Raw genomic sequence first — 16,432 nt, 5'->3', positions numbered from 1 at the left:
ACTATGTTATTAAATTGTGCCTACTTACATAAATCCTTCTCAAGAAATAGTATATGTATTGTATATAAAAATCAAAAATAACGCTGTATATAACGGAGGAGATTGTATGAAAGTTTTAGTAACAGGTGCAAACGGAAATTTAGGTTCTAAAATTGTTGAGTATTTACTTACTAGATTATCAATTGAAGAAATAATTGTTGGTGTCCGTGATGACAAGTCTGAAAAGGCACTTAGGTATAAGGAGCAAGGCTTAGAAGTACGTGTAACGGATTTTGAAAATCAAGAAACCTTGTTTTCAGCATTCAAAGATGTTGATCGTTTATTCATCATGTCAACATTTGGTGACTTTAATACAGCTATACGTCAGCATACAAATGCAGTAGAAGCTGCCAAAGCAACAGGTGTAAAGCAAATTATTTATCCAAGTGTTACAAGAGCAGAAGGAAATGACTTCTTCTTAGCAGGCATGCATAGAGCACGTGAAGTAGCAATTATTGAGTCAGGTATTCCTTATGTGATTCTGCGTAACAACTGGTATGTAGAAAATGAACTTGGGACAATTCAAAGCTGTATGGCTGGTGCACCTTGGATAACTTCTGCAGGTAAAGGGAAAATCGGTTGGGTATATCGCCCAGATTTAGCTGAAGCAGCAGCGAATATTTTGGTAGCTGATGGTCACAAAAATAAAATTTATGAGCTTTCTGGTGAAAATTTAACACAAAAGCAATTTGTTGATACATTAAGTGAAGTATTAGGAAAAGAAGTTCCTTTATTAGAAGTAGATGATTCTTCTTATGAAGAAATGTTAAAAGGTGCTGGAGTACCTGAAGCCTACTTATCAATGTTAGCAATGACTCAAAAAGGGGTTCGTGAAGGCGGATTAGAATCAACACATACCGATTTAGATTTCTTATTAAAACGTCAGGCTACACCATTAAAACAAGCATTAACACATTTATTAGTAAATACAAGATAGATAAATTAAATTCCTCAGGCGAAATCAAATAATGAATTTTGTATCTTACAAAGTGCCAGTCCACATTAGGACTGGCACTTCTTTATTACTGCCTTTTCTGTCGGTTTTTCATAGAGTGGCTGAGTAGTTACAAAAATTTATATAGATTTTGAATTTAATAGTTTAGAAAGAAGTAACTCTGTCCACACTGTTTCTAGAGGGGACGGTGGAGGAAATGAAAAAACAAGTTATTGCTTATTTTCTTTTATTATTAATTGGTGCACAGTTACTTGTGCAGTTTGGATATATGAAAGCTGATGCAAAAGGGCCTGCTGTTATTCCGAAAGAGGCCGTTCGATTACGTATTTTAGCTAATAGTGATTCTGATAAAGATCAGGCATTAAAACGTAAAGTGCGTGATGAAGTGAAAGCGCAAATTGATGGATGGGTAGCGGATTTAACGTCATTTGAAGAAGCTCGAAAAGTAATTCAAAATCATATTCCTGAAATTGAAAAGACAGTAGCGAATACGCTGAAAGGGGAAGGGAGTAAAGAGAATTTCCAAGTGAAATTTGGTAAGAATGTGAAGTTTCCTACAAAGGTATATGGGAATTTTATTTACCCAGCGGGAGAATATGAAGCGGTACTTATTACAATTGGAAAAGGTGAAGGTGCAAACTGGTGGTGTGTATTATTTCCACCGATGTGTTTCTTAGATTTTTCGAGTGGTACAGCTGTAAGGAAAGAAGAACATGTTGTGAAAGCTGAATCTCCTGAAGAAGAGCAGGTGAAACAATCAGATGAGGAAGTAGTGGATGTACCGGAGAAGAAAGAGGATAAGGTGAAAGAAACGAAAGTAGTAAAGCCGGAAAAAGCTGAAAAAGTAACAGCACCTGAGAAGAAAGTAGTGAAAAATGAAACGCAAGTAGAAGAACAGCCTGTAAAAAAAGTAGAAACAAAAACTGTGGAAAAAGTGGAGAAACCTGTGGAGAAAAAACAAGAAAAGCAAAATGAGTATGTAAAAGTAGAAGAGGAAGAAGAAAAACCAGAGGTTAAATTATTTATCGTCGAAGCTTTTACATCTTTATTCTCTAAGTAGTACTATTAGTAAATCCCTCCTCATATATAAAAATGAGGAGGGATTTACTATGAAGAACGTGTATTTTGCTACGAAAGCAGATGTAGAAAGATTGCATTCTTTTTTCGGACAAGCTAATAAAAAAGATGATAAAATAAATGAGTTGTACGCACAATTTATGATTTTGGAAGAGGCGGGAGAAATACGAGCTGTAATTGGATATGAACAAAGTGAAGAAGATGCACTTATTCGTTCTTGTTTATTCACACCTAATGTGGATAAGCAGACTTTCTTATATTTTTTTGAAATGTTTTTGCAGTATATGAAAGAAAAAAATATTCGACAATTGTACTTACTCACAAACCATCCACAATCTGTGACAATCTTTCAGTTTTTCAACTTTGTCATTATAGAGAAAGAGAAAGTTCCAGAGGGAATTCGACAGTTAGAACACTTTTGTAAAAATATAAAAGAGCCAAATGCAATAATACTAAATTGTCAGCTATTCACAAAGTTATCCACGGATTAACAAGGTTTATCCACATTTTGTGGATAAACCTTGTTTGTCTTTTGGATAAATCTCATAGTAAACTAAAAATAGACAAGTATTTCATGGTAGAAAAGGACGTGGGAAAAAATGCATACAAATATGTGGGTTGTGGATAATGTTGTGGAAAGAAAAAAATATTATCCACAATTAAAAGAAGCAGCAAGATTATTAAGAGAAAATGAAGCGGTGGCATTCCCGACAGAAACGGTATATGGGTTAGGAGCAAACGCAATGGACGATGAAGCGATAGCGAAAATTTTTGCGGCGAAAGGGAGACCGAGTGATAATCCACTGATTGTCCACATAGGAACAAAATCTCAGTTAGATGGTATTGTAAGAGAAATTCCACCGGTTGCAGAAAAGTTAATGGAGCATTTTTGGCCAGGACCATTAACAATCATTTTACCGAGAAAAGAAGGGATTTCAGAGCGGGTTACGGCGGGACTTAATACGGTCGGAGTAAGGATGCCAGATCATCCAGTAGCGCTCGCTCTTATTGAAGAAGCAAACGTGCCTGTTGCAGCACCGAGTGCGAATCGTTCTGGACGCCCAAGTCCAACATTAGCTTCTCATGTGTATGAAGATTTAAACGGGAAAATTGCGGGTATCGTTGATGGTGGGGCGACAGGAGTAGGCGTTGAATCAACTGTAATTGATTGTACGAGCGAAGTTCCGACGATTCTACGTCCTGGTGGGATTACGAAGGAACAATTGGAAGCAGTAATAGGAAATGTTTCTTTAGATCCAGCTTTAAAGGATGAGAAAGAAAAACCGAAATCGCCTGGAATGAAATATACACATTATGCACCGAAAGCGCCACTTAGTATTGTTGAAGGATCCCGTGAGTTTATTCAGTGTATTGTGGATGAGAAAAAGAAAGAAGGGTTTAAAGTAGGTGTATTAACGACCGAAGAGTATCAACATGTATATAGTGCTGATGTTGTATTATCTTGTGGTATGCGAAGTGATTTAGCTAGCGTTGCGACTAAATTATATGATGTGCTTAGAACGTTTGATGCAAGTGAAGTAGATGTTATCTTTAGTGAATCATTCCCGAATGAAGGAATAGGAAATGCAATTATGAATCGTTTAACAAAAGCGGCGGGACATCATATTATCACTGAATGATAATGTACCTTTAGCAAACAGAATATTTCTCCTCGGATAAGCATATTGTGAAGTAGCACGTCCGAGGGGGGATATGAATGACACTTGAACAGCTAATACCTTTAATAATTATGGCATTCGCCCTAGGGATGGATGCATTTTCAGTGAGCCTCGGTATGGGGATGGTAACATTAAAGTTAAGACAAATCCTTTATATCGGTATGACGATTGGGATATTTCATATTATTATGCCGTTTATCGGAATGGTACTAGGACGTTTTCTATCAGAGAAGTATGGGGATGTCGCGAATTTTGCAGGAGCTATTTTATTAATTGGGCTAGGGTTCTATATTGTATATTCGTCTATTTTAGAAGGTGAAGAGACTAGAACTGCTCCAATTGGAATTAGTTTATTTGTATTTGCATTTGGTGTCAGTATAGATAGTTTTTCAGTAGGTCTTAGTCTTGGAATTTATGGGGCGCAGACGATTATTACGATATTACTGTTTGGATTTGTAAGCATGTTATTAGCATGGGTTGGCTTATTAATTGGTAGACATGCGAAAGGTATGCTTGGTACATATGGTGAAATAGTAGGTGGTATCATTCTGGTTGGATTTGGATTATATATCCTTTTTCCTATATAATTTTATGTAGGAGGGAATTATGAACAAGTTATTGGGATGGTATGTTAAGTTTTTAACCTTCTTTCCTCGATGGCTAAGAAGACTTATAATTTGGGGTATTATTTTGCAAATTTCGATGTTAGGTTGGATTAAATTAATTCGTGAATGGTAAGATGATTCCTTTCTGTGCATAGTTTTGTTTGTACTATATTGATCTCACTAAAAAATTGCAAATATAGAAAGGATGAGATGAATGACGAGATTGAAGCAAGTTTTTGGTATTATTATTAGTTTTTTCGTTTTTTGGTTTAGTATGCTCGGTGTACAAATGTTTGCTGAGTTTTTAGATATTGAGTCATTGAAGTTTGTTGCAGGAAAGACGGAGGCAGCGCGTGCTTTTTATTCTCCATACCCGTTTCTAATTGTTTTTCTTATTACACTGCTTTCCCTATACTTCTTAGTAATTAAGCTTGGGAAACCGAAAAAAGAGAAATTACCTGCATTAGAGGAGAAGAACGAAGAATTACAGTGAAAAAATCCCCCGCTTTTTAGCGGGGGATTTTATATTTGGGTGATGGAGCTCTCTCGATCGAAGCAAAAAGCGCTTCAAGGTCGAGAGCTTGAAGTGTCCTGCGATTCTGAGCGAGCCGCTTCCACTTTTAGATAGTATCCAGTTCCAGTGGCCAGCTCTTCGCATCTAAGAACCTCCCGCACTAAAGGTAAAAAGCACCTTTTGTGCGAGAGAACCTTAGCTGGTCAGAGCTAAGCGGGCCGCTTCCACTTTTAGATGTATCCAGCTCCAGCGGCTAGAATGGTCGGTGGCTTCGCGTCTTCCTACGAGGCAAAAAGCGCCTTTACGTCAGAAGCTCCATCCTCCTCCCATTCTGAACGAGCCGCTTCCACTTTTAAACAGGCCTCACCAATTCAAATTGTTCTCCTAGTTTTGCGTAGTTGTGTCCTGCTAGGCGGCTTATTGGTTTTAGTTCTTCGGCGTGAATGCGCCCGTTTTCGTATAAGTGTTCTGCGACGTGGAAGCGAACGACGCGGCCAATTAGTAGATCGCAAGCTGGTGAGTCTTCTGTTCCACCAAGAGGAATTGCGCGTTCTAGTACGCATTCCATTCGAATATTTGCTTCTTTCACACCTGGAACGGAGATGACATCACTTTCAATTGGCGTTAGTTTCGCTAGTTCAATTTCACTCTCATTTGGCGGGAGGTTAGCTGCTGTTTCGTTAATTGCTTCTACGTAAGATTCATCAGAAATATGTACGACAAATTCGCCCTTTTCGATTGCGTTTCGAGAAGTATCTTTCGGTGTTCCTGCTTTTCGTTGTACAGAAACTGAGATAAGTGGTGGATTAGCAGCGACAATATTGAAATAACTATATGGTGCCCCGTTTAATACGCCGTCTTTTGTTACAGAAGTAACGAAAGCGACAGGGCGTGGAATGATACTTCCTGTAAGTAATTTGTAATTATCTTTTTCAGTTTGCTCGTTTGGATTAATGGATAACATGCTTGTAATCCCCTTTCTAAATATGAATACTTACTGTTTGTTTACAAGATATCAATGGGAATCTCCTGCTGAAAATAATATTTTTTTGATGATGTAAAAAAAGAGATTACCTCAATTGTACTGAAGTAATCTCTTTTTTGGTAAACATCTTGAAATCGAGATAAATATTAAAGTAAAACGTATGCGCCAGGTCCGATTAAAGCTACACCAACAGCAACAGCGATTAACATTAAATTATACTCATATCCGTTTTGTGTTACCCAGTAACCATTTTCTCCGTGAACAGTGAAGATTGCCATTAACATCGTTCCGACGATAAATAATGAACCAACTGCAGTGAAAATACCTGATGCGAATAAGAAGCCACCTAATAATTCAGTTGCGCCAGCCATAAATGCCATGAATACACCAGGGCGTAACCCGATTGATTCCATCCAGCCACCTGTTCCTTTTAAACCGTAACCACCGAACCAACCAAATAATTTTTGAGCACCATGACCCATGAATGTAATACCTATAATAAGACGAATAATAAGAAGACCGAAATCCATCATTTTTAAAAACCTCCTAAAAGTTATTAACTTACCTTATGTAAGTAATAATAAAATAGTTACTTACTTTAGTCAAGTGGATTTAGAAAAAAGTTTGAAATAAATTTTACAAATTAACAACAAAAAGCAAAATGTAGTAAAGACCTCTAGACAAGTTGGGTGAAAAAAGAGAAAATATAAGTAGAAGTTAACTTCTTATTGTTATTCAGACAATCAGAATTGACTGGAATTTTGTGAGGCGCTACAATAAGAGTCTATTAGTAATGACACAATTTATTTCGAAAGCGTTTTTACAGTATAACATTCGAAGTATGAAGTCTTACGTGTATTTCGATCTTGAATAGAGATTGCCCTATAAACTTTTAGGTAAATTATAAGGAGGACTATCCTATGTTTAAAAAATTATTCGGTTTTGGTTCAAAAACAAATGAAGAAACAATCGTAGCTCCATTAACTGGAGCAGTGAAAAATATTGAAGAAGTACCAGATCCAGTATTCGCTGGTCGTATGATGGGTGACGGTGTTGCAATCGATCCTACTGAAGGTGTAGTTGTATCTCCAGTTGATGGTGAAATCGTACAATTATTCCACACGAAACATGCTATTGGAATTAAAGCGAAAAACGGTACAGAAATTTTAATCCACGTTGGATTAGAAACTGTAAAAATGGAAGGTGAAGGTTTCGAAGCTCACGTTTCTGAAGGACAAGCTGTAAAAGCTGGAGATAAATTAATCTCATTCGACTTAGAATTAATTCGTGAAAAAGCGAAAAGCACAATTACTCCAATCGTTATTACAAACACAGATGCAGCTGAGTCTATTAAGACAACTGTAGGTGTAACAGCTACAAAAGGTTCAACAGAAGTAATGAAAGTTACAATGAAATAATTATTCTATAAGAGGAATCTGTTTCGTATGAAATGGATTCCTTATTTTATTTTGTAGTGTGTTCATCATGTATGGTAAAATACCTTGGGCACTTGGAAATAGGGTTTCACATATATGTGGATAAGGCGCATTTTTCTTAGAAAAAATATAAGAGAAATGCGCCTTTCGTATATTCACATTTCTTTTGTTCTATTCTAATGTACGCTATGATAAATGGTAGAAAACAGAAAAAAGGGGTGGGTTTAGATGAAACGAGTGTTATTTGTTTGCACTGGAAATACATGCCGTAGTCCGATGGCTGAGGCATTGCTTCGTCATTACGGAGAAGGTAAATTTGAAGTGCAATCTGCTGGCGTTTTCGCCTATCCTGGAAGCGATGCGTCGGTACATGCAAAGGAAGCTTTAGCTGAAAAAGGCATTGCAATCGATCATGCCGCGCAGCAGGTAAATGAAACTTTGGTTGATTGGGCGGATATTGTAGTAACAATGACGGAAAACCATAAGCAAATTGTACTTGGGCATTATCCGAGTGTTGAAAAGAAATTGGATACATTATATGGATTAACTGAGGGTATAAGTAAGGATATTTCAGATCCATTTGGCGGATCGCTTTCTATTTATAAAGAAACGCTAGAAGAGATGGAAAAACTTGTACAAACTTTCCTGAAAAAACATTCAGAAGGTTGATGTTTCGTGTATAATACGATATTGGAGATCACTTCGTTCCATTAAGGGAGCGAGTGTGAAATGGAGATAATTGATTGAAACTTTGGAGGGGTAAAAATGAAAGTAGTAGTAGCATCTGATCACGGCGGTATGAATATCCGTAAAGAACTTGTAAGTTTATTAGAAGAATTAAATATTGAATATATTGATTTAGGTTGTGAATGTGAAGCTGGTTCTGTTGATTACCCTGATTTTGCGTTTCCGGCAGCAGAAATGGTCGCAAATGGTGAAGTAGATCGTGGTATTTTAGTTTGCGGGACAGGCATCGGCATGTCAATCGCGGCAAACAAAGTAAACGGTATTCGTTGTGCGTTAGTTCATGATACTTTTAGTGCGAAAGCGACGAGAGAGCATAATGACACTAACATGCTAGCAATGGGCGAGCGTGTAATTGGGGCTGGTCTAGCGCGTGATATCGCAAAAATTTGGTTAACAACTGACTATGAAGGTGGCCGTCACGAAAACCGCGTAGGAAAAATTAAAACGTACGAAACAAAGTAATAGATTCTAACTATGAGTAGTATGAAATATAATTTGGTGAACCAACCTGTGAAAGGAAGAGGCGTAATGACAGAAATCGTAAAGGTAAGAGAACAGCTACAAATGTCGCTTTCTGATTTCCAAGAACAAGCCACGCTGCAAAGTGGTCAAATTTTTGTAGTGGGGTGTAGCACGAGTGAAGTGCTAGGTGAAAGAATTGGAACATCAGGAACGATGGAAGTGGCAGAGGCGATTTTTTCTGAATTAAAGCAATTTCAAGAGGGAACAGGTATTGAATTGGCGTTTCAATGTTGTGAGCATTTAAATCGTGCTTTAGTAGTTGAGAGAGATGTAGCGATGAAATATCAGTTTGAAATTGTAACAGTTACGCCTGTTAGATCAGCAGGTGGTGCATTAGCGACGTATGCGTATCACAATTTTAAAGATCCGGTAGTAATTGAGTTTATTAAAGCAGATGCAGGAATGGATATCGGCGATACATTTATCGGTATGCATTTAAAACATGTAGCTGTTCCGGTTCGTACAAGTGTGAAGGAAATAGGAAGTGCGCATGTAACGATGGCGAAAACACGTGGAAAACTAATAGGTGGAGCACGTGCTGTTTATGCGGCAAATGAAGAAGCTATTCCTTGCCGTTAAACGTGAAAAATTATAAAGTCGCATAATAGCTTTATATCGAAAAATAAAAGGTATGTAGTCTGACTTTATAATAGAAGAAAGAAAAGACCGATTTCGGTCTTTTTTTTTCTTTTATGATATAGAAAGTCATGTTAGAATGTAGTTGAAAACATGAAGGTTCGAAAGAATTACAACCTGAATTTTCGTTTTTTCTGAATAAATGAGAAAAAACTATTGGGAATCGATGTAATTCGTTCAGAAAAGGGGGATTTTGGTGGATCATTTAAAACGTCAAGATGAAAAGGTATTTGCTGCAATTGAGGCAGAACTAGGAAGACAGCGTTCAAAGATTGAGTTAATTGCTTCGGAAAACTTCGTAAGTGAAGCAGTAATGGAGGCGCAAGGTTCTGTTTTAACGAATAAGTATGCTGAAGGATATCCTGGAAAACGTTACTATGGTGGCTGTGAGCACGTAGACGTAGTGGAAGATATCGCACGTGATCGCGCGAAAGAAATTTTTGGTGCAGAGCATGTAAATGTTCAACCACATTCTGGTGCACAAGCGAACATGGCAGTATACTTCACAATTTTAGAGCAAGGCGATACAGTACTTGGTATGAATTTATCTCATGGTGGTCACTTAACACACGGAAGCCCTGTTAACTTCAGTGGAGTACAATATAATTTCGTAGAATATGGCGTGGATGCTGAATCTCACCGTATTAATTACGATGATGTATTAGCAAAAGCGAAAGAACATAAACCAAAATTAATCGTTGCAGGTGCAAGTGCATATCCTCGTGTTATCGATTTCAAACGATTCCGTGAGATTGCAGATGAAGTGGGTGCATACTTTATGGTTGATATGGCACATATCGCTGGTTTAGTAGCTGCTGGTTTACATCCAAACCCAGTACCACATGCACATTTCGTTACAACGACAACACATAAAACATTACGTGGTCCACGTGGTGGTATGATTTTATGTGAAGAGCAATTTGCAAAACAAATTGATAAATCAATCTTCCCTGGTATCCAAGGTGGTCCACTTATGCACGTAATTGCTGCAAAAGCTGTTGCGTTTGGTGAGACACTACAAGATGAGTTTAAAACATATGCACAAAATATCATTAATAATGCGAACCGCTTAGCTGAAGGCCTTCAAAAAGAAGGACTTACACTTGTTTCTGGTGGAACAGACAATCACTTAATCTTGATTGATGTTCGTAACTTAGAAATCACAGGTAAAGTAGCAGAGCACGTATTAGATGAAGTTGGTATTACAGTGAACAAAAATACAATTCCATTTGAAACAGCAAGCCCATTTGTAACAAGCGGCGTGCGTATCGGTACGGCAGCTGTAACATCTCGTGGTTTCGGCTTAGAAGAAATGGATGAAATTGCAGCACTTATTGCTTATACATTAAAAAATCATGAGAATGAAGTTGCATTAGAAGAAGCGCGTAAACGTGTAGAAGCGTTAACGAGCAAATTCCCAATGTATACAAATCTATAATATATTGAAAAAGACTGCTGAAACGTAATTGTTTTAGTAGTCTTTTTTTTGGACATATATTGTTTTTAAAGTATGTATACAAATGATGAATAAATTTTGGCGATATAATGAAGGATACACCTCCCATAATTGGTAAAGATACTAGATAGATGCATCACAAAATCATGATTTTGCCAAATTTGCCCTTGAATATTAGTAGCGTTTTCTTTACAATCGTAAATAGTGTAAAAAAGCGTGTAAACGCATGAATATCATCTAAAGGAGAGATTCACATGGGAAAACTGTATGTATTTGATCACCCGTTAATTCAACATAAGATTACATATATTCGCGATAAGAATACAGGTACGAAAGATTTTCGTGAATTAGTGGACGAAGTAGCAAGCTTAATGGCTTTTGAAATTACTCGCGACCTTCCACTTAAAGACATTGAAATTGAAACGCCTGTAAGCAAAGCGACAACAAAAGTGATCGCTGGTAAAAAACTTGGTTTAATTCCGATTTTACGTGCAGGTTTAGGAATGGTTGATGGAATTCTGAAATTAATTCCAGCAGCAAAAGTAGGACACGTTGGTTTATACCGTGACCCTAAAACATTGCAACCGGTAGAATACTATGTGAAACTTCCAACGGATGTAGAAGAGCGTGACTTTATCGTACTAGATCCAATGCTAGCAACAGGTGGTTCTGCAGCTGAAGCAATTAATTCTCTGAAAAAGCGCGGTGCAAAGCAAATTAAATTAATGTGTATCGTAGCTGCTCCAGAAGGAGTAAAAGTAGTACAAGAAGAGCATCCTGATGTTGATATTTATGTAGCAGCATTAGATGAGAAGCTAAATGACCATGGTTATGTAGTTCCAGGTCTTGGTGATGCTGGTGACCGTTTATTCGGAACGAAGTAAGACAACAGACGAGAGGGGAGTCCCCGCTCGTCTTTTTTTTCGCCCTGAGCGTGCGGGGGAGGGGGAGATAAATATACAGGGTGTATACAACATAAGTTGCATACACATCACATATAATATAGAAGTCTTACGTCTTGGGAACACTATATTATGGAAGGAAAGCGCTATATCTTAAAAATATAATAGTGACAAACTTGTGAACATTTTCTTCTATTATAAAGAGAAAACTGTTAGAAATTGCATATCTCTAACCAGTATTTAGAAGGGGAACGTTTTCATTTTTGGGAGGAAATGACTAATACTCAAATTTTTTGATTTTTTACGATTTCTCGTTGACACTGTTAATACCCTATTGTATGCTAACAACGGGGATAGATGGTAGGGCTTTCAGTGACAAAAATGCATCTATTCCGTGACGAAAATGTAAACTTTTTATTTTGTATAGAATTTATGCAGAAAAATGAGTTATTATTAACACATCGTGAATGAGGGTTACATATTGGAGGGATGAATCCTTGCAAAAAAACGATCGCAGCCATATAAAAGCATATGCTTTAATGTCAGGAATTCTTGCTCAGTTAGTCGGTTCTATTCTTATTGGAATCTTTGGTGGGCAATGGATTGATAATAAGGTTGGAACGTTTCCATTGTTTCTTATTATAGGGTTATTACTCGGTTTAGGAACAGGGATATACGCAATGATTCGACTCATTCGACATTACTATTCGGGAGAGCAATGATGATAGACGTACATGGACTTGTCCAAAGACAAAAGAAATATATGTACTACTTGCTTGCGCTTCTAGTGCTAGGATGGGGATTTACCTCTTACAAGGATGTATTTCTTGGACTGATTATCGGAACGATTTTCAGTTTTCTTAGTTTGCGCATCATTGCACGTAGAACAGACAAGCTATTAGATCGCGTAACAAATGGAGAAAACGTGAAGTTTAAGGCGACAGCGGTAAGTACATATTCAAGATTTGCCACGATTGGGTTATTAATTTTATTTGCAGCCAAATATCAAGAGCTAATTGCGATGTGGGGCCTAGGTGTAGGATTGCTGACAGGATACCTTGTCATGATCATAGATTTTCTTTATTTAGAGTATAAGAGCAGGGAAGAGAGGTGAATTACTAGTGGAACACGGTAAATTAGTTGAATTTCTAGGTTTAACGTTCGATTTGTCATCAGTTATGATGGTTACTGTAGCAGCAGTTATTGTTTTCTTAATCGCTGTTATCGGAACTCGCAGTTTAGCCCTTCGCCCAACCGGGATGCAAAATTTCATGGAATGGGTGTTTGACTTCGTGAAAGGGATTATCAATAGTACGATGGACTGGAAAACAGGTGGACGTTTCTTAACGCTTGGCGTTACGCTTATCATGTTTATCATCGTATCGAACTTCCTTGGTTTACCATTCATGTATTCAACAGTTGAGGCTGGCGAACATATTGCATGGTGGAGATCACCAACGTCTGATCCAGCAGTTACATTAACATTAGCCGTGATGGTAGTTACCCTCACCCATTATTATGGAATTAAGATGAAGGGTACGAAAGAATATGTTAAAGGTTATTTCCAACCAATGAAATTCTTATTCCCATTAAAGGTTATTGAGGAGTTTGCTAACACATTAACGTTAGGTCTTCGTTTATTCGGTAACATTTATGCAGGTGAGATCTTATTAGGATTACTTGCTAAGTTAGGCGGGGCATCATTCCTTGGAGCATTAGGTGCGCTTGTACCAATGTTAGCATGGATGGGATTCAGCGTATTCGTTGGATCAATCCAGTCATTTATTTTCGTTATGTTAACGATGGTTTATATGGCTCATAAAGTAAGCCATGACCATTAATATAATTTAAGTAAGAAAAAATTTATTTTTTTATAATACAAAGGAGGACAAATTAAATGAGTTTAGGTGTAATCGCAGCTGCAATTGCAATTGGTTTATCAGCATTAGGTGCAGGTATTGGTAACGGTCTTATCGTATCACGTACAATCGAAGGTGTTGCTCGTCAACCAGAATTAAAAGGCGCACTTCAAACAATTATGTTCATCGGGGTTGCTTTAGTTGAGGCACTTCCAATCATCGGTGTAGTTATTGCTTTCATCGTAATGAACAAATAAGGGAGACTCCCCTTACATAGATGGCGAAGAGTGTTTTTTGAACTTTCTTCGCCATTGCTTTATGAACGAAACGTATGTCTTTTTTTTTCATATGATCAATTTAGATATTTTGAAGGGAGTGAATCCTTGTGCCAACTTTATTATTAGGGGCTGCCATTCCATTTGGAACGATTGCTTATACATTGTTCATTTTCTTACTTCTATTAGTAATGCTACGCAAATTTGCGTGGGGTCCTTTAATGGGAATTATGAAAGAACGTGAAGAGCATGTTACTAGTGAAATCGACGCTGCAGAAAGAAGTAACGCTGAAGCGAAGAAATTAGTAGAAGAACAACGTGAAATGTTAAAACAATCGCGTGTTGAAGCACAAGAGTTAATCGAAAGAGCGAAAAAACAAGCTGTAGATCAAAAAGATGTGATTGTTGCTGCTGCGAAAGAAGAAGCAGAATCAATTAAAGCATCTGCTGTACAAGAAATTCAACGCGAAAAAGAGCAAGCGATTGCTGCTTTACAAGAACAAGTCGCTTCTTTATCTGTTCAAATTGCTTCTAAAGTAATTGAAAAAGAGTTAAAAGAAGAAGATCAAGTGAAGTTAATTCGCGATTATATTAAAGAAGTAGGAGAAGCGCGATGAGCAATGGGATTGTAGCAAAACGTTATGCTGTCGCTCTTTTTAAAATTGCAAAAGAAAAACACGTATTAGAAATGTTTGAAGAGGAATTACGCCTTGTACAAAACGTTTATGTAAAGAACGGAGAACTACATAGCTTTTTAACGCAACCGAACATTTCAAAAGAGCAGAAGAAAACGTTTCTTGCAAACGTATTCGGATCTGTTTCTGAATCTATTTTAAATACGTTATATATTTTAATTGATAACAAGCGTATTGAAATCTTACCTGAAATTGCGGATGAATATGTTGTTCTTGCTAATGAAGAACGTAACGTAGCGGATGCAACTGTGTATTCTACTCGTCTTCTATCTGAAGAAGAGAAGCTTAACGTTGCAGAAGCATTTGCAAAGAGAACGGGAAAAGATGCAATTCGCGTGAAAAATGTTGTAGATGAAGATTTACTAGGCGGCATTAAAGTACGTATTGGAAATCGCATTTATGATGGAAGTTTACAAGGAAAATTAGCACGTATTCAACGTGAATTAATGAAGAATAGATAGGGGTGAAGCACATGAGCATCAGAGCTGAAGAAATTAGCGCACTGATAAAGCAACAAATCGAGAACTATCAGTCTGAAATCGAAGTTAGTGATGTTGGTACAGTTATCCAAGTTGGTGACGGTATCGCGCGTGCTCATGGTCTTGATAACGTTATGGCTGGTGAACTTGTAGAGTTCTCTAACGGCGTTATGGGGCTAGCACAAAACTTAGAAGAAAACAACGTAGGTATCATTATTTTAGGACCTTACACAGAAATCCGTGAAGGTGACGAAGTTCGTCGTACTGGTCGCATCATGCAAGTACCAGTAGGAAAAGAACTAATCGGTCGTGTTGTAAACCCATTAGGTCAACCAGTTGATGGTTTAGGCCCAATCAATACAACAAATACTCGTCCAATCGAAAGTCCAGCACCAGGTGTAATGGATCGTAAATCTGTTCATGAGCCACTTCAAACAGGTATTAAAGCGATCGATGCTCTTGTACCAATTGGCCGTGGTCAACGTGAGTTAATCATTGGTGACCGCCAAACAGGTAAAACAGCAGTTGCACTTGATACAATCATTAACCAAAAAGATGAAGATATGATTTGTATCTATGTAGCTATCGGACAAAAAGAATCAACTGTACGTAACGTAGTAGAAACACTACGTAAGCACGGTGCATTAGATTACACAATCGTTGTAACTGCATCAGCTTCTCAACCAGCTCCATTATTATACTTAGCTGCTTATGCTGGTGTAACAATGGGTGAAGAGTTTATGTACAATGGTAAACACGTATTAGTAGTATATGATGACTTATCAAAACAAGCAGCGGCTTACCGTGAGCTTTCATTACTATTACGTCGTCCTCCAGGTCGTGAAGCATATCCAGGGGATGTATTCTACCTACATTCTCGCTTATTAGAGCGTGCAGCAAAATTAAGTGATGCAAGAGGCGGCGGTTCTTTAACTGCACTACCTTTCATCGAAACACAAGCAGGGGACGTATCAGCTTACATCCCAACAAACGTAATCTCGATTACGGATGGACAAATCTTCTTACAATCTGACCTATTCTTCTCTGGCGTACGTCCAGCGATCGATGCGGGTACTTCTGTATCTCGTGTAGGTGGATCTGCTCAGATTAAAGCAATGAGTAAAGTATCAGGTACACTTCGTCTTGACCTTGCATCTTACCGTGAGTTAGAAGCGTTCGCTCAGTTCGGTTCTGACCTTGATAAAGCAACACAAGCGAAACTAAACCGTGGTGCTCGTACAGTTGAGGTATTAAAACAAGGATTACACAAACCGTTACGTGTAGAGAAACAAGTTATCATTCTTTACGCTTTAACACGTGGATTCCTAGATGATATCCCAGTAGTAGATATCACTCGTTTCGAAGAAGAATTCCATGCTTGGTTAGATTCAAATGCGACTGACTTATTAGAAGAAATCCGCACAACTAAGAAACTTGCGGATGACGACAAATTTGCAGCAGCAATTAACGGATTTAAAAAAGTATTCGTAGCTTCTGAATAATAAAAGTGGAAGCGGCTCGTTCTGAATGTGAGGGGGAAGAAGTGAAGCCACCGAGCATTCAAGCCGCTG

The 16,432-nt window shown here is 37.7% G+C and carries 23 protein-coding genes; 21 read left to right on the top strand and 2 right to left on the bottom strand.

What is annotated here, in order from left to right; genetic code table 11:
* Positions 1 to 106: 106 nt before the first annotated feature.
* From LUS72_RS26365 to LUS72_RS26335, 7 genes are all read left to right on the top strand, one after another.
* The gene (locus tag LUS72_RS26365; RefSeq protein WP_097831467.1) at positions 107 to 976 is read left to right on the top strand and encodes an SDR family oxidoreductase; all 870 of its coding nucleotides are present in this window, start codon (positions 107 to 109) and stop codon (positions 974 to 976) included.
* Between the two features lie 214 nt (positions 977 to 1,190).
* Positions 1,191 to 2,054 carry a stage II sporulation protein R gene (gene spoIIR, locus LUS72_RS26360; protein ID WP_097831468.1) on the top strand — a complete coding sequence of 288 codons (864 nt, stop codon included), beginning with the start codon at positions 1,191 to 1,193 and terminating at the stop codon, positions 2,052 to 2,054.
* A 49-nt stretch (positions 2,055 to 2,103) separates the two neighbouring features.
* Positions 2,104 to 2,562 (top strand): GNAT family N-acetyltransferase, encoded by a 459-nt coding sequence (locus LUS72_RS26355; protein ID WP_071769891.1) that lies wholly within the window; start codon positions 2,104 to 2,106, stop codon positions 2,560 to 2,562.
* A gap of 108 nt (positions 2,563 to 2,670) precedes the next feature.
* Positions 2,671 to 3,711, top strand: coding sequence for an L-threonylcarbamoyladenylate synthase (locus LUS72_RS26350; protein WP_097831469.1), 1,041 nt, complete (start codon positions 2,671 to 2,673; stop codon positions 3,709 to 3,711).
* Between the two features lie 77 nt (positions 3,712 to 3,788).
* Positions 3,789 to 4,337, top strand: coding sequence for a manganese efflux pump MntP (locus LUS72_RS26345; protein WP_097831470.1), 549 nt, complete (start codon positions 3,789 to 3,791; stop codon positions 4,335 to 4,337).
* A 19-nt stretch (positions 4,338 to 4,356) separates the two neighbouring features.
* Positions 4,357 to 4,488: a hypothetical protein gene (locus tag LUS72_RS26340; RefSeq protein WP_002144729.1), complete on the top strand. Its 132-nt coding sequence runs from the start codon at positions 4,357 to 4,359 to the stop codon at positions 4,486 to 4,488.
* An 81-nt stretch (positions 4,489 to 4,569) separates the two neighbouring features.
* Positions 4,570 to 4,848 (top strand): DUF3935 domain-containing protein, encoded by a 279-nt coding sequence (locus LUS72_RS26335; RefSeq protein WP_097831471.1) that lies wholly within the window; start codon positions 4,570 to 4,572, stop codon positions 4,846 to 4,848.
* Positions 4,849 to 5,221: 373 nt separating this feature from the next.
* On the opposite strand, the gene LUS72_RS26330 is transcribed toward LUS72_RS26335, so the two are convergent.
* Positions 5,222 to 5,833 carry a flavin reductase family protein gene (locus LUS72_RS26330; protein ID WP_097831472.1) on the bottom strand — a complete coding sequence of 204 codons (612 nt, stop codon included), beginning with the start codon at positions 5,831 to 5,833 and terminating at the stop codon, positions 5,222 to 5,224.
* A 167-nt stretch (positions 5,834 to 6,000) separates the two neighbouring features.
* A complete protein-coding gene (locus tag LUS72_RS26325) occupies positions 6,001 to 6,387 on the bottom strand; it encodes a DoxX family protein (protein ID WP_264448469.1) in 387 nt (128 codons plus the stop codon).
* A gap of 387 nt (positions 6,388 to 6,774) precedes the next feature.
* Between LUS72_RS26325 and LUS72_RS26320 the strand changes: the two genes are divergently transcribed.
* The 14 genes from LUS72_RS26320 to atpA all read left to right on the top strand — a co-directional run bounded on the left by LUS72_RS26320 (position 6,775) and on the right by atpA (position 16,363).
* A complete protein-coding gene (locus LUS72_RS26320) occupies positions 6,775 to 7,272 on the top strand; it encodes a PTS sugar transporter subunit IIA (protein ID WP_002016294.1) in 498 nt (165 codons plus the stop codon).
* 246 nt (positions 7,273 to 7,518) lie between these two features.
* Positions 7,519 to 7,959 (top strand): low molecular weight protein arginine phosphatase, encoded by a 441-nt coding sequence (locus LUS72_RS26315; protein ID WP_097831473.1) that lies wholly within the window; start codon positions 7,519 to 7,521, stop codon positions 7,957 to 7,959.
* Between the two features lie 96 nt (positions 7,960 to 8,055).
* The gene (gene rpiB, locus LUS72_RS26310; protein ID WP_000869917.1) at positions 8,056 to 8,499 is read left to right on the top strand and encodes a ribose 5-phosphate isomerase B; all 444 of its coding nucleotides are present in this window, start codon (positions 8,056 to 8,058) and stop codon (positions 8,497 to 8,499) included.
* Between the two features lie 66 nt (positions 8,500 to 8,565).
* The gene (locus LUS72_RS26305; RefSeq protein WP_097831474.1) at positions 8,566 to 9,138 is read left to right on the top strand and encodes a TIGR01440 family protein; all 573 of its coding nucleotides are present in this window, start codon (positions 8,566 to 8,568) and stop codon (positions 9,136 to 9,138) included.
* Between the two features lie 253 nt (positions 9,139 to 9,391).
* Positions 9,392 to 10,633, top strand: coding sequence for a serine hydroxymethyltransferase (gene glyA, locus LUS72_RS26300; protein ID WP_141533317.1), 1,242 nt, complete (start codon positions 9,392 to 9,394; stop codon positions 10,631 to 10,633).
* Between the two features lie 272 nt (positions 10,634 to 10,905).
* Positions 10,906 to 11,535, top strand: coding sequence for a uracil phosphoribosyltransferase (gene upp, locus LUS72_RS26295; protein ID WP_000517539.1), 630 nt, complete (start codon positions 10,906 to 10,908; stop codon positions 11,533 to 11,535).
* Between the two features lie 375 nt (positions 11,536 to 11,910).
* On the top strand, positions 11,911 to 12,024 hold the full coding sequence (locus tag LUS72_RS26290; protein ID WP_000232963.1) for a DUF4024 domain-containing protein: 114 nt from the start codon (positions 11,911 to 11,913) through the stop codon (positions 12,022 to 12,024).
* A 26-nt stretch (positions 12,025 to 12,050) separates the two neighbouring features.
* Entirely contained in the window at positions 12,051 to 12,275 is a 225-nt protein-coding gene (locus LUS72_RS26285) for an AtpZ/AtpI family protein (RefSeq protein WP_001171218.1), read from the top strand.
* A complete protein-coding gene (locus tag LUS72_RS26280) occupies positions 12,275 to 12,667 on the top strand; it encodes an ATP synthase subunit I (protein WP_000567600.1) in 393 nt (130 codons plus the stop codon). Before LUS72_RS26285 ends, LUS72_RS26280 begins: the two co-directional genes overlap by 1 nt.
* Before the next feature lie 7 nt (positions 12,668 to 12,674).
* Entirely contained in the window at positions 12,675 to 13,394 is a 720-nt protein-coding gene (gene atpB, locus LUS72_RS26275; protein WP_061680019.1) for a F0F1 ATP synthase subunit A, read from the top strand.
* Between the two features lie 56 nt (positions 13,395 to 13,450).
* On the top strand, positions 13,451 to 13,669 hold the full coding sequence (atpE, locus tag LUS72_RS26270; RefSeq protein WP_000052064.1) for a F0F1 ATP synthase subunit C: 219 nt from the start codon (positions 13,451 to 13,453) through the stop codon (positions 13,667 to 13,669).
* 128 nt (positions 13,670 to 13,797) lie between these two features.
* Positions 13,798 to 14,304, top strand: coding sequence for a F0F1 ATP synthase subunit B (atpF, locus tag LUS72_RS26265; protein ID WP_001142619.1), 507 nt, complete (start codon positions 13,798 to 13,800; stop codon positions 14,302 to 14,304).
* Positions 14,301 to 14,843 (top strand): F0F1 ATP synthase subunit delta, encoded by a 543-nt coding sequence (atpH, locus tag LUS72_RS26260; protein WP_000064687.1) that lies wholly within the window; start codon positions 14,301 to 14,303, stop codon positions 14,841 to 14,843. The genes atpF and atpH overlap by 4 nt, the downstream gene beginning before the upstream one ends.
* Positions 14,844 to 14,854: 11 nt before the next feature.
* Positions 14,855 to 16,363 (top strand): F0F1 ATP synthase subunit alpha, encoded by a 1,509-nt coding sequence (gene atpA, locus LUS72_RS26255; RefSeq protein WP_000027511.1) that lies wholly within the window; start codon positions 14,855 to 14,857, stop codon positions 16,361 to 16,363.
* The last annotated feature ends 69 nt before the right edge of the window (positions 16,364 to 16,432 follow it).

Origin of the sequence: Bacillus cereus (genome assembly GCF_025917685.1) — a bacterium.
Classification (GTDB): Bacteria; Bacillota; Bacilli; order Bacillales; family Bacillaceae_G; genus Bacillus_A; species Bacillus_A cereus_AT.
Note: the sequence above shows the minus strand (reverse complement) of the source record. Positions and strands in the feature narration are given on the sequence as shown.

Excerpts from the sequence above, each read along its gene's own strand:
- atpA (WP_000027511.1), top strand. The coding sequence starts at position 14,855 with ATGAGCATCAGAGCTGAAGAAATTAGCGCACTGATAAAGCAACAAATC.
- LUS72_RS26280 (WP_000567600.1), top strand. The coding sequence starts at position 12,275 with ATGATAGACGTACATGGACTTGTCCAAAGACAAAAGAAATATATGTAC.
- upp (WP_000517539.1), top strand. The coding sequence starts at position 10,906 with ATGGGAAAACTGTATGTATTTGATCACCCGTTAATTCAACATAAGATT.
- LUS72_RS26345 (WP_097831470.1), top strand. The coding sequence starts at position 3,789 with ATGACACTTGAACAGCTAATACCTTTAATAATTATGGCATTCGCCCTA.
- LUS72_RS26335 (WP_097831471.1), top strand. The coding sequence starts at position 4,570 with ATGACGAGATTGAAGCAAGTTTTTGGTATTATTATTAGTTTTTTCGTT.
- spoIIR (WP_097831468.1), top strand. The coding sequence starts at position 1,191 with ATGAAAAAACAAGTTATTGCTTATTTTCTTTTATTATTAATTGGTGCA.
- LUS72_RS26320 (WP_002016294.1), top strand. The coding sequence starts at position 6,775 with ATGTTTAAAAAATTATTCGGTTTTGGTTCAAAAACAAATGAAGAAACA.
- LUS72_RS26355 (WP_071769891.1), top strand. The coding sequence starts at position 2,104 with ATGAAGAACGTGTATTTTGCTACGAAAGCAGATGTAGAAAGATTGCAT.
- LUS72_RS26325 (WP_264448469.1), bottom strand. The coding sequence starts at position 6,387 with ATGATGGATTTCGGTCTTCTTATTATTCGTCTTATTATAGGTATTACA.
- LUS72_RS26365 (WP_097831467.1), top strand. The coding sequence starts at position 107 with ATGAAAGTTTTAGTAACAGGTGCAAACGGAAATTTAGGTTCTAAAATT.
- LUS72_RS26340 (WP_002144729.1), top strand. The coding sequence starts at position 4,357 with ATGAACAAGTTATTGGGATGGTATGTTAAGTTTTTAACCTTCTTTCCT.
- LUS72_RS26315 (WP_097831473.1), top strand. The coding sequence starts at position 7,519 with ATGAAACGAGTGTTATTTGTTTGCACTGGAAATACATGCCGTAGTCCG.
- LUS72_RS26290 (WP_000232963.1), top strand. The coding sequence starts at position 11,911 with ATGGTAGGGCTTTCAGTGACAAAAATGCATCTATTCCGTGACGAAAAT.
- LUS72_RS26330 (WP_097831472.1), bottom strand. The coding sequence starts at position 5,833 with ATGTTATCCATTAATCCAAACGAGCAAACTGAAAAAGATAATTACAAA.
- LUS72_RS26350 (WP_097831469.1), top strand. The coding sequence starts at position 2,671 with ATGCATACAAATATGTGGGTTGTGGATAATGTTGTGGAAAGAAAAAAA.
- atpH (WP_000064687.1), top strand. The coding sequence starts at position 14,301 with ATGAGCAATGGGATTGTAGCAAAACGTTATGCTGTCGCTCTTTTTAAA.
- atpE (WP_000052064.1), top strand. The coding sequence starts at position 13,451 with ATGAGTTTAGGTGTAATCGCAGCTGCAATTGCAATTGGTTTATCAGCA.
- rpiB (WP_000869917.1), top strand. The coding sequence starts at position 8,056 with ATGAAAGTAGTAGTAGCATCTGATCACGGCGGTATGAATATCCGTAAA.
- LUS72_RS26305 (WP_097831474.1), top strand. The coding sequence starts at position 8,566 with ATGACAGAAATCGTAAAGGTAAGAGAACAGCTACAAATGTCGCTTTCT.